General features: G+C 60.1%; 13 protein-coding genes and 1 pseudogene. 9 read left to right on the top strand and 5 right to left on the bottom strand.

Going from position 1 to position 13291, the window contains the following annotated elements; genetic code table 11:
- Together tnpC and F4U94_RS20160 are read left to right on the top strand one after the other, a co-directional pair.
- Positions 1 to 1026, top strand: a 1026-nt coding sequence (gene tnpC, locus F4U94_RS20155; protein ID WP_150412174.1) for an IS66 family transposase, incomplete at its 5' end; no start/stop codon positions are given.
- A 65-nt stretch (positions 1027 to 1091) separates the two neighbouring features.
- A complete protein-coding gene (locus tag F4U94_RS20160) occupies positions 1092 to 2540 on the top strand; it encodes a hypothetical protein (protein WP_145986316.1) in 1449 nt (482 codons plus the stop codon).
- 494 nt (positions 2541 to 3034) lie between these two features.
- Here F4U94_RS20160 and F4U94_RS20165 read toward each other — a convergent pair whose 3' ends face one another.
- Positions 3035 to 3589, bottom strand: a complete 555-nt coding sequence (locus F4U94_RS20165; protein WP_120253370.1) for a P-loop NTPase family protein — start codon at positions 3587 to 3589, stop codon at positions 3035 to 3037.
- 29 nt (positions 3590 to 3618) lie between these two features.
- Positions 3619 to 3747, bottom strand: a pseudogene (locus F4U94_RS20170) (ATP-binding protein); the annotation flags it as partial.
- A gap of 56 nt (positions 3748 to 3803) precedes the next feature.
- On the opposite strand from F4U94_RS20170, the gene F4U94_RS20175 reads away from it, so the two are divergent.
- Complete coding sequence (locus tag F4U94_RS20175; RefSeq protein WP_232016666.1) at positions 3804 to 4808, top strand: TonB-dependent receptor domain-containing protein; 1005 nt, start codon at positions 3804 to 3806, stop codon at positions 4806 to 4808.
- 2 nt (positions 4809 to 4810) lie between these two features.
- Complete coding sequence (locus F4U94_RS20180) at positions 4811 to 6838, top strand: Atxe2 family lasso peptide isopeptidase (protein ID WP_120253368.1); 2028 nt, start codon at positions 4811 to 4813, stop codon at positions 6836 to 6838.
- 27 nt (positions 6839 to 6865) lie between these two features.
- On the opposite strand, the gene F4U94_RS20185 is transcribed toward F4U94_RS20180, so the two are convergent.
- From F4U94_RS20185 to F4U94_RS24495, 3 genes are read right to left on the bottom strand one after another with little or no spacing between them, the layout of a single operon-like run.
- Complete coding sequence (locus tag F4U94_RS20185; protein ID WP_120253367.1) at positions 6866 to 8560, bottom strand: asparagine synthase-related protein; 1695 nt, start codon at positions 8558 to 8560, stop codon at positions 6866 to 6868.
- 1 nt (position 8561) lies between these two features.
- Positions 8562 to 9221: a lasso peptide biosynthesis B2 protein gene (locus F4U94_RS20190; protein WP_120253366.1), complete on the bottom strand. Its 660-nt coding sequence runs from the start codon at positions 9219 to 9221 to the stop codon at positions 8562 to 8564.
- Between the two features lie 52 nt (positions 9222 to 9273).
- Positions 9274 to 9414 carry a hypothetical protein gene (locus F4U94_RS24495; protein ID WP_161600425.1) on the bottom strand — a complete coding sequence of 47 codons (141 nt, stop codon included), beginning with the start codon at positions 9412 to 9414 and terminating at the stop codon, positions 9274 to 9276.
- Between the two features lie 222 nt (positions 9415 to 9636).
- On the opposite strand from F4U94_RS24495, the gene F4U94_RS20195 reads away from it, so the two are divergent.
- From F4U94_RS20195 to F4U94_RS25125, 5 genes are all read left to right on the top strand, one after another.
- On the top strand, positions 9637 to 10560 hold the full coding sequence (locus tag F4U94_RS20195; RefSeq protein ID WP_232016361.1) for a DUF7146 domain-containing protein: 924 nt from the start codon (positions 9637 to 9639) through the stop codon (positions 10558 to 10560).
- A gap of 139 nt (positions 10561 to 10699) precedes the next feature.
- On the top strand, positions 10700 to 12346 hold the full coding sequence (locus F4U94_RS20200; protein WP_172598886.1) for a ParB/RepB/Spo0J family partition protein: 1647 nt from the start codon (positions 10700 to 10702) through the stop codon (positions 12344 to 12346).
- 35 nt (positions 12347 to 12381) lie between these two features.
- Positions 12382 to 12804, top strand: a complete 423-nt coding sequence (locus F4U94_RS20205; RefSeq protein WP_120253363.1) for a PRTRC system protein E — start codon at positions 12382 to 12384, stop codon at positions 12802 to 12804.
- 48 nt (positions 12805 to 12852) lie between these two features.
- Positions 12853 to 13059 (top strand): PRTRC system protein C, encoded by a 207-nt coding sequence (locus F4U94_RS20210; protein ID WP_120253362.1) that lies wholly within the window; start codon positions 12853 to 12855, stop codon positions 13057 to 13059.
- A 2-nt stretch (positions 13060 to 13061) separates the two neighbouring features.
- Positions 13062 to 13283: a hypothetical protein gene (locus F4U94_RS25125; RefSeq protein WP_120253361.1), complete on the top strand. Its 222-nt coding sequence runs from the start codon at positions 13062 to 13064 to the stop codon at positions 13281 to 13283.
- Positions 13284 to 13291: the final 8 nt, after the last annotated feature.

Here is a 13291-nt window from a genome sequence, read left to right on the forward strand (position 1 = left end):
ACCTTCGGCACCCTGGCCCACGTCGTCGTCTCCAAGTTCGACCATCACCTTCCGTTATACCGCCAGGCCGAGATCATGGCCGCGCAGGGCATCGAGATCGACCGCTCGACGCTGGCAGGCTGGGTCGGCCAGGCATCTGTCCTGCTCGATCCGATCATCAACCGCATCCGCGAGGTCGGACTGACCGCTTCAAAGATCCACACCGACGATACACCGGTCCCCATGCTCGATCCGGGACGTGGCAAGACGGCAACCGGCAGGCTCTGGGCCTATGCCGTCGACGATCGGGGCTGCGGTGCCATGACCCCGCCGCTGGTCTGGTATGAGTTCACCACCGACCGGACAGGCGCACATCCCCAACGGCAGCTAGCCAGTTTCACCGGCTATCTTCAGGCGGACGGCTATGCCGGATACGACAAGCTCTACGACACCAACCGCGTCACCGAGGTCGCCTGCTGGGCGCATTTCCGGCGCAAGATATTCGACATTCATGCGACCAAGCCGACACCGCTCACCACTGATCTGCTTGAACGCATCGGTCAGCTCTATGAGATCGAGGCGGAGGTTCGCGGCCACCAGCCCGATATCCGACGACGAAGCCGACAGGACCGCACCAAGCCGCTGATCGACGAACTGCGCCAGGCGCTCGACGATGCCCTGCGCCGCCTTTCGCCCAAATCCGAGATGGCCAAGGCCATTGCCTATGGTCGCAAGCGCTGGGTCGCTCTGACGCGCTTTCTCGATGATGGACGTCTGGAAATCGATAACAACATAGCCGAGCGCGCCATGCGCTGCGTGGCCCTGGGTCGCAAAAACTGGTTGTTCGCAGGTTCAAAAGCAGGCGGCGATCGCGCCGCTGCCATCTATTCCGTCATCGAGAGCGCCAAACTCAATGGCCTCGAACCACAGGCCTATATCGCCGACGTCATCGCCAGGATCGCTGGCAACTGGCCTGCTACTCGCTGGGATGAACTCATGCCGTGGAACTGGCGGACCGATCAGCAACCGATCGCCGCAGCCGCCTGATCTGCGGTCTCCAGGCCCCGCTTACCCCAATTCTCGTGAGACCATAATCGGGCTATGAGCGACAGATGCTCAAGTCGCCGGTTAAGCCCTATCGTCCATTTCTTCCCGATCGCAAGGCGCCGTGCCTTTGCGGATCGATGAAGCGCTTCGGAAAATGTTGTGCGAAGCGCATCCCCAACAGGCAGGTAGGAAGAGTCTGGCAGGCGGATGCGAATGCGGAGCGGAGGCTTGCGGCCTTGCTGCATGTCCGCGCAGATATCACCCAGTATCGTATCTGGCACCTTAGCCATACGGTGCCGCTGGACGTCCCGCACCCGATCTATTCACGCGACCAACTCATGCTCGTCGACGTCAATGCTTTGAACGCCCATCTCGAGAATTTGATGTGGCTTTATGGCAGACTAGGCTGGCTCAACCGCTTGCCGGCCTTGCTGGACGATATTGAAAGCGCAATTGACGATCCGCGATGGCGGGCCAAGCTTGCCTATCAGCGCGGGATCGTCGCCCTTTGGCAGGGGGATCGCGTTGCCGCCGCCGAGAAGATCGCTGGCCTGGATATTACGCCCGCCTGCGAGGACGTGGATTTGCTGCAAATCCACGTCGACCTTCACGGAAATGCGATGGGTCTTTCCGAGCACCTTGACTTTTATGACGCGATCGTCTCGCGCACGCGCAGCTTGGCGGACAAATTGCAGTATCGCGGCGCCTACGCCTTTCAGCTACTGATGGCGGGTGATGACACGGGGGCGGCCGCGCGCTTCGAAGCGGCCATCGCTGTCGGCCGTGCGGCCGAAGCTGAAAAGCCGTTCAGCGTCAACGCCATCATTTGGTTCTGCAAAGTTCTGGAGGGCCGAGGCGTTATCGATCATGATCGCGCCTTCCTTGATGAGGCTGTCACCCGGCTGGTACCGCTTGCCGACGACAAGGAGCAGCTGACCGCCAGCGGCCGTGCGATAGTCGGCCGGCAGCTCGGCGATGCATTGCGCTATGCTGAGCGCTATCAGGAAGCAATCGAAGCTTATCGAAGGGCGTTTGAAGAAGGGCCCGATCAGGCCCTTCGGACCTTCGAAGCCGAATGCGAACTGTATCTTGGCAACACCGACCAGGCGTATGCGCTGATCCGCCGCGTCGCGGTGACGAAACTCGAGGTGCCCGAGCGGGCCGATCATGCTTTCACCTTCTTCTATATCGCGCTCGCGCGGCGCGATCCAGAAGCGCTCAGCGATGCCCGCGATCTGCTCAAAGCTGCGGTGACGTCGGAGCTATATTTCGAGAGACTGAGGCTTCAGCATATTGTGACGATACAAGAGGCGTTGGACGACATTGCCTCCGAGCGGGAGCCCGCCGCGGTTGCGCCGCTTCTACAGGGGCTAAAGGCCCTCTCCCGCTATGTTCAGCTGCAACCGAACATCGCGGGGATCGGGTTGAATCTGAACAATATGATCGACGATCTCGTCGCCAGACACGAAGCGGCCAACGCCATCTCGGCCAGCGACGAGCTCGGCGGCAGCTAGGTGTTGGCGCGGCAGCGGCCGATTTGGACAAACGACCGGCCGACGAAGTCTCTTTTGGCACGGAACCAACCATCGCCGTGCGGGCGGCTGCTTCCGCCATTTGTGATCTGGAAGCTCTACCGGTCAGGTCTTGGGCATCCAGCATGGCATAGCGGACCGGCCGCACTTGGGAACGGAAAATCGGCAGCTGAACGGCCACAAAGAGGCGACCGCGATAGGCAGGGCTTGGAACAAACCCGTCGTTTTGGAAGTCGATAGCGAATGACCGGTTCCGGACGAAGCGGCCGCTCAATTCAAGACCTAAAGCAAGTCCATACCTCTATTACGACTATTCATATGAGAGCAATTCTATAACAATCGGAGGGATGACAAAGTCGTCGGGCCTTCCGAAGCCTCTCGCCAAAGCCAACGCCTCTCCTAGCAGGTGAACGATGTAGCGATGGATCTGATCGAGCTCGAGCGGAGGACTCATTGACGGGATTACGATACGTGCGTCAAGCCGCCGGCGTCCCGAAGCGAGTTTCCGGACCATTCAGCAATCGGCGCGCGGCCGCATTGTGACGCGGAGGCGCCGAGCGCACGCCGTCCTTAGACACGGCGGTCAGTTCGACAACAGTGCAGGGAAGCCCTGCCGCATCGAATTTTCGCGCGATGAACTCCCCCTCGTCCCGCTTGTGGCTGGACATGAGCAGTTGATATCCTTCGATTTCGACTAGGTTCCGCATGACGTCGACGAATGCCGCCGCGTGAATGATGTCGTTATGCTGAAGCGGATCGTCGAGCAGCAAGGCCCGCCAGCGAGACCATCGATAGGCGGTGCTCGCGGCGCACAATATGCTGAAGCCGTTCGCCGCCATCTGCCCTTCGCTCAGGACCAGCTGTGGCGGTAGATCCGTCTGGTACTGGGCGTTTTCGATTGGGTCAGCGTAACGGAGCCGCATGGCAAGCGATGTGCGCTCAACCGTGTGGGCCGATTTGAACTGCACGCTTTCGCCGGGGGTGCTCAGCAGTGAGCGATTGAACGCGTCAATTAGGTCGTTGAGCGGCAACAGGAACTGCGTCGAAAAGCCTTCAGCCTCTCGTCGAGGATGACGAGATCGGAGTGGGCCATCCTACCAGCGATCTGCTCCGCTTTTCCTTGGGCCTTTTCCTGTTCGAGCGCATTGACCAGTTCGACCGTGGAGAAGAAGCGCCGTTTGCGATGATGCTCGAGCGACCCTGGAGGCTGCCGTTCGATATGAGGATTATCCGGGCGTCGGGCGTCTGGCGACTCCCAAGCTCGGCCTGATCTGGGGACCGACCGCGGATTTTGATCTCAAGCTCAGCTGGGGCCGCTCGTTCCGGGCACCGACACTGTATCAGCGGATCAATCCCCCTTGGGTCTATCTCCTTGAAGGGACTTTGCGTGGCGAGCGAGAAGCCCCTCCGGGCCAGACGGTCATACTGATCGATGGCGGTAATCCGGACTTGTCGCCCGAGAAAGCAAGTAGCTTGTCAGCCAGCTTCGTCCTGCACCCGCAGTCTATGCCCGGGCTTGAGGCATCAGTCAGCGCGTTTAAGGTGAATTACAGCAATCGCGTCGTGGCCCCGATCGCATCTTGGAGCCGCGCCCTGATCGATCCCGCCTTTGCCGACCTCATCAATTTGCTGCCAGGCGCGGAAGCGATTGCATCGGCAATCGCCCTGTCACCGACTGGCCTCGATGATCAGACCGGGTTCGGCACGCCTTTCGATCCTACCAGCGTGTACGCCATAATGGACGCGCGATATCGAAATGTCGCACAGGATCGGATCAAGGGCATCGACCTGGCTGTGCGCTACCGTTTCGAACTGACTGATGCAGGATCGTTCGAACTGTACGGCAATGCGAGCTACCTGGACACAAGCCGGAAGCTTTTTCCGGCCAGCGGACCGATCGACCTTTCCGGCACGATTTTCAATCCACCCCGGTTCAAGATGCGCAGCGGTCTTGGCTGGTCACGAAGCGCGCTCATGATCAACCTGATCGCAAACTATATCGGAGGCGTCACCGACAACAGGCTCACTGAAACTGACAAAGTATCCGGCCTGACTACTTTCGACCTCTCGATCAGGCATCATTTGGGAAGCAAGGCCGGCGGGATCGATATTCAGGCCACGGCGCTCAATCTGTTCGACAAGATGCCGGACCGTATCCGCCAAGCTTCAGTCATATATGCGCCGTATGATTCGACCAATTATTCAGCGATCGGTCGCTATCTGAGCCTCTCCCTGACCAAGAGTTTCTGACGATGTTGACTTGGATGCTCGTTGCAGCCGCGGCCGGCGCGGCTCCAGCGTCGGTCGATTGTAGGTCTGCTTTGATACCGGACCATGACATGTCTCTCCCGCAACAGATCGATGCCGCCGTGCTGATGAACCTGCGCGATATCGGGGGGCTCGCCGATATGGAGCCGCCCTTTTCAGTCTCACCCGACGGCACAAAGGTCGCGGTCGCATTGCGGAGAGCCGACGCCGACAGAAACGAATATTGTCAGGGCTTCGTCATCATAGACGTCAGGTCGCGATCGGTCAGTGATCCGATAATGGTGCAGGGCGGCGTGCTTCTGGTTCGTTACGACCTTGCGAACCTCACTGACTATGGTGGCGGCGTGATTTCCACCCTGGTGCCCCGCTGGTCTCCGGATGGGCGGTCACTCGCCTATCTGGAGCGGCAAAACGGGATCGTTCAGGTGATGCGTCATGATATAGCGGGCGCAATAGCTGTCCAGGTGACGCACTCGCCTGTCGATGTCAGATCCGTCCGGTGGAGCGACGATGGAAGCGAGTTGATTTATGTGTCGCGCCCGGACGAGTTGACCGCGGCGCAGGCTGTCGCGCAGGAGGGGATGAACGGATATCGCTTCGATATGCGCTGGATGCCGGAATGGCGCTCAACGCCATTTCCAACGCTGAAACCGGCCCGCACATTTGCAGTCGCGCTCGCAGACGGAAAGTCTCGCGAGATCGCCCATTCCGATGCGTTCGACAGCAGCCCTGACATAGTCGCCACGGCCGAAGATCTGCACGGCAACACGGCGCACATCTCGTACCAGAGCGCTCATACAATCAACGGGCCCAGGCAAATTCTCGCATCCATGCATGACGGCAGGCAATATGCCTGTAGAGACATAAGATGTGCGATCGCTCGAAAGATCTGGTGGCGTGACGAGAACAGCCTGATTATCGCCAGTCCTGCGGGATGGGGCGGGAGCATGACCAGCCTCTCTATATGGGACCTACGAGGTGGAACCCGACGACAGATGCTGGTCACCTCAGATCTGTTGACCGGTTGTCGGGCGACGCCGGCTCATTTCATCTGCGCCGTAGAGAGTTCGAAGGCACCAAGGCGACTGGTGCTTATCGACTATGCAACCGGCACCCAGCGAGATTTGTTCGACCCCAATCCTGAATGGCGTGCGGCAAAAATTGGGAATGTTCGTCGGTTGCACTGGCGAAACGACATTGGGCTGGAATGCTATGGGGATCTGGTACTGCCAGTAGCGCGCGACAGGCCTTCTCGCCTCCCTCTTGTGGTAGTGGGATATCAATCACGTGGCTTTCTGAGAGGTGGCACGGGTGACCTCTTTCCAGTTTATCCTCTCGCCGCAAAAGGCATGGCGGTATTGGTCTACAATCGCCCGGAGCACACAGGCGCTCTGGCCCCAGCAGTCGATCAGGCCGAGGTGGACCGGCGTGGCTTTGCCGACTGGAGCGACAAGAGGAGCGGCGCCTCGTCCATCATGACGGCCATCTCGATGCTTGTCGACGAGGGCATTGCCGATCCTGAACGGGTGGGTTTGACTGGATTCAGCGATGGGGTGGACAAGGCCACTTATACCTTCATCCACAACAAGACATTTCGCGCCGTCTCGATGGGTACCTGCTGCAGCGACACAATGGGTGTCAATGTGACCATCGGCCCCTATCTGTCAGACGTTGCGACGACCGCCGGCTTTCCACGCCTGGAAGATCGAAGCAGTGAGCGCACCAGAGAGTATTCCGTTTCACTGAATGCCGAGCAGATCGATGTACCAATTCTCATTCAGACTGCGGATCGAGAATATCTTCAGACCCTCGAAGTCGAAGCGACCTTCAGGCAGGCGAAAAAGCCATTGAACCTATATGTGTTCCCGGATGAGTATCATATTTTCTGGCAGCCAGCGCATCGCAGGGCCAGCTATCTCCGGAACATCGCATGGTTCGACTATCATCTGGTCAAAGACGGCAAAGGTCCCGTTCCAGACATGCTCGCTTCCTCTCCTGAGACGGACCGATAGACGTGAACGGCATTGAAAATATGCCTTTCACGAGGAGTGCTGCCGGCACCAAATTTCGACATCTGCAATTTCCAGGATTCGTAAGAAGGCGAGATCTCGAACGGGCGTTGGTAGCGCGCAGTAGCTGAAGATCGCGTCCCTATCAGCTATTCCCTTCTTAACGAGCATGCCATCGCAGAGAAGATCACTCAGTTCGCGGCGATAGGTTTCGAAAAATCGCGTGTGCAGCGCTACCGGAGACCCTTTGCTCTTTCGATAGGCGATGGATTGAGGAAGTGACGGAGAGGCCCGCCTTGCGATGGACCTGTCGCGGCCATCAGCGCACCAGATCCAACTGGGTATGGAGAGGCAGGCTTCCATGATCGGCGCCATAAGGAGGGGCGACAAATTTTCGGCAGAACCGGTTCGGGGGAACCATTGCAGGAAGTTATGGCTGCGGATGATTGCCGCGATGTGCGCCCTCGAACCGGACAAGGCTCCGTCTGGGGCCTCCATCCAAGGGTGATATCGTACCGGTTTCACCTTGCTTGCAGCATCCCTGCTCAGAAATTTGACCTCGCGTGGCCATGAATATCTCTGGCGCGATATGCAGACCCGAGCGGCATGACGTCCAAGATCAAGATAGGAAGCAGCAGTCAGACGCCTGAGGTCACGCATGGTTCTGACAATTTCGCCGACAGGTCGACGACTTTCCACGCAGTCCCGCAATGCATAGCCAGACGCCGTCATGGCAAAGACATTATCTCCGCCATAGCCGCCCAGTATCGCGCTATGCCCCCCGACGAATGCCTGATCGAGGAGCATGGAATCTACCAGGCCAGCTATGCTCCGCAGTGTCGGGCGAGGCAGGAACATTTCGGTCCTGCAGCAGGTCGAAAAATCGGGGAAACGATATGGTGCCTCTATCAGCGGAGCAGAGCAGGCGTGCGCGATGTCCTTCGCAAAATGGCGCTCGTCACCCAATGGGTCGTCGTGTGTGAAGAAAGTGAACAGCTTCGCCCGATCACTGAATTGCGACATGCCCAAGGCGACTATGGATGAGTCCAGCCCGCCAGACACGGTGATGATCGGCGATTGGTGATGGCTGGCAAGCGCCTGAAAAACCCGATCGAACGCGTTGCGCAAACTGGTGACTGCAACGTCCGGACACATGATCGCGGGTGTCACATGGTCCCATGGGGTCCAGGCCGTCAACACCTGTTCACTCGTCTGGTCGACACGCAATTCCTGCCCGGGCAGAAGTTCAGTGATTCCGAGCAAGGCGGTGCGATCGGCGAAATGGTTGGTGAAGAGAAGCGTGTCGCTCACTTCATCCCAGTCGACAGGGATGTCCCGGCCATCTGCTTGACGCAGGAGGTCGATGTCGGACGCGATGTAGCAGCGTGGCCCGACGGTACGAAAGAAACAGGGCAACTGACCGGAGGGATCGCGGATGAAGCTATATCCGCCCGTGTCCGCACGAAAGGCGACGAATGCGCCCCATCCTCGCTGCAGCAGAGTTCGACCGGTTTCGAGATGATCAGGCGGCGCGCAATTGCCTGAAAAGAACAATCCTAACAGGCTATAGTCACCAGATTCACCCGGTCGAAAAGCGGCGGGATCATTGATGTAGAATGTGCCAGGTGCCTCCACCTCGACCCTTGTGAAACCGGCGGGAACGACCAACTTTGGCGGGATATCCCCCTCGCTCCGATCGATGATGAGCAGGTAGCGAACGGCCATCTCAAATCACCAGTATCGGCGAGAATGTGCGCACCTTCTCGAGGTCGTCGTTGATCAGCAGGTCTCGCTGCTGAACCCAGCAATGAGCCGCGAAAGGTCCGGCCCGAACCCCGATCACGAAAGTCGCTGGAAGGTGACGATCAAAGAGCGCCATGATCAGGGAGATGGACGTGCTCAGGCAGCGATCATCCATTGGAAACAAGGGTGCGATTTTTTGAAAGGCCTGGGCGATCGAGCCAGTTGCATCATCCTTTCCGACCTCGGCGATGACGCCAGCCTTGCGCTTTTGCAGTCTGGCTATGATTTCTTCTAACGATGAGAATCGAAGCCACAGGCCGGACTGGCAGCGATATCCTATCGCCCTGAGCGCCGCTCCTGGAGCCACTGATTGAGTTCCCATACCCAGGCAACGAACAGGTTGGAGATGTCCTGCTCGATGATCGGGGGCTTCGTGATCGATCCAACAAAGGGCGTCGCCACCCAGAGCCCGGCTAAGAACGGCAAGCTCATCTTCATCTTCGTTGCCCTCTTCGATCACCCGTTTGAACAAGGGACGCGCTTCCTGCGGCAATGCGAAATATCTGTCATGATACAGGTCGAGGAGGATCACATCATCTTTCAGCCAGACATGATATAGGGACGGACGCAGTCCATAGGACATGGCACAATGCTCCAAATCCGGGCGCGCGCGCAGGGCGCACGCCCGGAGCCGATCACTCGGCGGTCAGGCTCGGCGCATAGATACGCTGCCCGCTGACGCCGTCATTGGTGAGGCTGTTGCCGCCACCCTTCGTCACGGTCGTTGCAGCGCCCAAATCGATCAGCCGACGGCTGCGGACGGTCTTCTTCTTCATGTCACGCTCCTTCATTTGAACCGCAGAATCGCGGCCTCCAAAGCATCAGGCGAAAGCTTTCAAAGATGAAGCGGAGAAGGTCCGGATGCTGGACTATGGCCTTCGTACCAATTGCTTTGTCGATGATTGAAAAAGACTTAGGCGCACGATTTTATACTTGGTGGAGACAGGCTGAAGGGGAAGGGAGGTGGGGATTGGGCTGATGCTGCGCGAGGAATGCCCATGAACCTGATTTCCCTCCAAATGGCGGCCGCCAAACTGGTGCAAAGGCTTGGCGGCACCTGGCAGGCGCACGGGGCCATGTGCCGTTGCCCCGCGCATGACGACCACACGCCCAGCCTGTCCGTGCGGGTGGGGCACAGCAGCCTCCTTTTCAAATGCTTCGCCGGCTGCACGCCCCCGGAAGTCTTGCGGGCGATCCGGCACCTGGCGCTGGACGTACCCGTGGAGCGATCGGACCGGGATGCGACCAGCGCTCTTGCGCCAGACAGAACCGGCGACATCGCCCGGGCGCTCTGGCAGGAGGCGCGCGATGTGGCGTCGAGTCCAGGCCAGGTCTATCTGCGCAACCGTGGCATCCATACTTTGTCTAAGAGCCTGCGATGGCATCCTCGAACGCCGCTCGGACGGGGGCGCGATGTGCGCTTCAGGCCTGCATTGCTGGCCGGGGTTGAGGATCGCGGCCGTATTGTCGCTCTCCAGCGGCTGTTTCTCGAGGCGGATGGAAGCAATCTGGCGCAGGATCTCCTGCGTCCCAAGCGGACATTGGGGCGACCGCTGTCCGGAGCCGTGAGGTTGCGGGCTCCAACGCACAAACTGGGGATTGCCGAGGGCGTCGAGAGCGCTAAATCCGCCTCCCTGTTGCTGGGCTTTCCGGTCTGGGCGGCGCTGGGAAGCGAGCGCCTGCACCAGCTCAGTTTGCCTGCCGGAATAGAACATCTTGTCCTTCTGCCCGACGCTGATGGCGCCGGACGGAAGGCCGAGCTGCGTGCGCGGCTAGCCTATGAGGCGCGACGCTGTTTCGTCGAGACGATATGGCCCTGGTGGGGCCTGAACGACTGGAACGACGTGCTCCTTACAGCCAGGAGAGGGATAGGGACGAGGGCCGGCCGCACCTTGCCAGATATGCCGGCCCTGCTGCGCTGAGCCGATGGCTCTTGCCTGTTGCGCCTTGCACATCTGCTCCCTCTCCCGGCGGTCTGACACGCTTGCTGGAGAAGGAGGGAGGGGGGTGGGGAAGGGCGTGCGGGAAGCGATCAGCACCCTGGTCCGACGCGCCCAGAAAATGAGGAGACAAGCATTGGCCGCATCAATCCCTTCGGATGTCGCGACGCTTCAGATCAGCAGGATCGTCAAAGGCGATAATCCTCGCCGCTATTTCAGTCGGAGAAAGCATGATGAACTCGTCGTGTCGATCGGATTGCGCGGTGTCCTTCAGCCCATCATCGTACGGCCGGCGCCCGATGGCAGCGACCTCTTCGCCATCGTCCTTGGCGAACGTCGCTGGAGAGCCGCCCGGGAAGTATTCGGTGCCTCGGGTTCGATACCCGTCATCATTCGCGAGATGTCCGACCAGGAGGCGCTCGAAGCGGCAATCGACGAGAATGATATCCGCGACGACGCATCGGAAACCGAACAGGCCGATGCCGCCGTGCGCGTGCTAGCGGCCTGCAAGAACGACCGCGCCGAGGCCGTGCGCCGGCTTGGCTGGTCCACCTCCAAACTCGCGCGGCGTCTGGCGCTCGCAGAACTCTGTGAGCCGGTCAAATGCGCACTGGACGAGCGTCGGATCAAGATCGGCCATGCCGAATTGCTCGCCGTCATTCCCGTGGACAAACAGGAAAAGGCGCTCGACACCATATTGAAAGCTGGCCTTGACGTTTCGAAGACCCGAGATCTGCTGATGCGGGTCACCCAGAATCTCGGCGCTGCCTGCTTCGACAAGACTGAATGCACCGCCTGTCCGTTCAACTCGACGACCCAGCATGTGCTCTTCGAGACCCATGTCGAGGATGGCTTTTGCACCAATCCAGGCTGTTTTGACCTCAAGATGCAAGCCGCCGAACTGACCCGGACCGACCTCCAGGCGCAGGCGTCGGTGCAGGTGCAGGCGGACGTCGGGGCCAGTCGTGCCGATGGGGATGAGGGGCACGACGACGAAGATAAGATTACGTCGGCCGCTTGCGATCAGGAGGCGATGGCTCAGGCTGGCGGGAATATTGGGATCGAGACGCCGGCGGCAGGCCCGCCCGAAACACCGGCCCGCGCCGTGATCGCTCCGGTGGCGCGGGACAAGGCAGCTGTCAGCGCGACCTCGATCGCTGCCCGCACCATCGAGCTTCGTGAGGCGATGTGGCGGACGGCGCTCGCGCGAACCCTTGCGGCCAATCCCGCTCATGCCCAGGCAGCGATCCTCATTGCCGCGATGTCGGGCACCCTCTCGCAGATCAAGCCCGAGACGCTGACGTCGCGCTCGGGCGTGCTGGTCGGGCCTGAATTTCCAGGGCTCGACTATCAGGCCAAGATCGCGCAAATCCTGGCGCTTGCACCGGCTCGCGCGGCCAACATCCTCTCGATCATCGGCGCAGCTTACGCAAAGGACGTCCAGGCCTTCGCCCATGTGGCACATTTGGCGCGGACCTTTGAAGTGGATGTTCGCGACATCTGGCAGGTCGATCAGGCATTCCTGGAACGCTACACCAAGGATGAACTGATGTTCATTGCGCAGGAATGCGGACTGATCACCCATATCGGTCCAAAGGCGTTCGCCAAACTGCTTGCCGGCAAGAAAAGCGAGCTCCTCGTCGCCATGCTCAATCGTCCGGGGTTCAGCTGGGCCGGCCGCCTGCCGGCCGCCATGACGCTCGATGGACAATATGGGCCGCCGCCCGAAGAGGAGACGCCGCTCAAAGAATCGTCGATTGCCGCCTGATCGCACTCCTGCCAGCCCAACAAGGATCAATCGCCATGCTGATCGCCAGTCTGCTCCCATTGCTTTCGCGCTACTCGCTCGCCTTCGACCTCATTGCCGGGCCGGACGATATCGTCACCCTGACCGTCATTCCGCGCAAGGCCGTGGGGGATAGCCAGAAACTTGAGGCAAGCGAGAGCCGGCCGATCTCGCTCACCGCCAGCGCCGCAGAGATTGATGCCGAGCTCGCCAGGGGAGCCGACGGCGCTCTTGGGCAGCTCATCGCCACGCGCAGGACACTGGGGGATCAGATCGCCGACCAGCGCGCCTCTGCCGAAGCGGCCAGGACCGTTGCCGCGGAGGCGGCCAGGCCCAAGGCGGTGGCGAGGCCAACCGCGCCCGCGCACAGCGCGAAGCCGGCGGTAGCGAGCAATCCCCCGGCCGGGGCCAGAGCGGATGAACCTGCCACTCTGTTCTGACCAGCCTGGCCACACCGCAGTCCGATCAAGAAACAGGAGGTTACCCCCATGCAAATCGATCATCTCACCAGGGCCTATCGCTACGACGGCATCGATCTCCCGGTTCCCCCGCATCTCGCGAGCGATCCCCAAAGCCTGCGCTCCTATCATGCGACCCTCTATCCAGCGATCCTGAACGCCGAGACGATCGATGCCGGCATATCGGGCGGCGCATATGTGACTGAATATCGCCGCGCCGTCGGCACCAAGGGCTGACCGTGTCGCGCAAGCAAAGCGGGGCGATCGAGCCAGCACCGCGCAAGACGCTCCTCCAATGGATCGAGGCACATGATGGCGACGAGAATCGTGACCCCATGCCAGTCTGCAGCAAGCAAGCTCAGGCCCTTCATGCCCAACTCTGCCATGGGCCGATCACGCAAAAGCATGTGTCCGACCGCCTCGCGCCGCCAGCCGGTTTCCGCCTCCCACCGCTCGGCTGATCTTGCCG

Source organism: Sphingobium limneticum (genome assembly GCF_008710155.1).
Taxonomy (GTDB): Bacteria; Pseudomonadota; Alphaproteobacteria; order Sphingomonadales; family Sphingomonadaceae; genus Sphingobium; species Sphingobium limneticum.

Excerpts from the sequence above, each read along its gene's own strand:
- F4U94_RS20190 (WP_120253366.1), bottom strand. The coding sequence starts at position 9,221 with ATGTCCTATGGACTGCGTCCGTCCCTATATCATGTCTGGCTGAAAGAT.
- F4U94_RS20180 (WP_120253368.1), top strand. The coding sequence starts at position 4,811 with ATGTTGACTTGGATGCTCGTTGCAGCCGCGGCCGGCGCGGCTCCAGCG.
- F4U94_RS20160 (WP_145986316.1), top strand. The coding sequence starts at position 1,092 with ATGCTCAAGTCGCCGGTTAAGCCCTATCGTCCATTTCTTCCCGATCGC.
- F4U94_RS20185 (WP_120253367.1), bottom strand. The coding sequence starts at position 8,560 with ATGGCCGTTCGCTACCTGCTCATCATCGATCGGAGCGAGGGGGATATC.
- F4U94_RS20200 (WP_172598886.1), top strand. The coding sequence starts at position 10,700 with ATGAGGAGACAAGCATTGGCCGCATCAATCCCTTCGGATGTCGCGACG.
- F4U94_RS20205 (WP_120253363.1), top strand. The coding sequence starts at position 12,382 with ATGCTGATCGCCAGTCTGCTCCCATTGCTTTCGCGCTACTCGCTCGCC.
- F4U94_RS24495 (WP_161600425.1), bottom strand. The coding sequence starts at position 9,414 with ATGAAGAAGAAGACCGTCCGCAGCCGTCGGCTGATCGATTTGGGCGCT.
- F4U94_RS20210 (WP_120253362.1), top strand. The coding sequence starts at position 12,853 with ATGCAAATCGATCATCTCACCAGGGCCTATCGCTACGACGGCATCGAT.
- F4U94_RS20195 (WP_232016361.1), top strand. The coding sequence starts at position 9,637 with ATGAACCTGATTTCCCTCCAAATGGCGGCCGCCAAACTGGTGCAAAGG.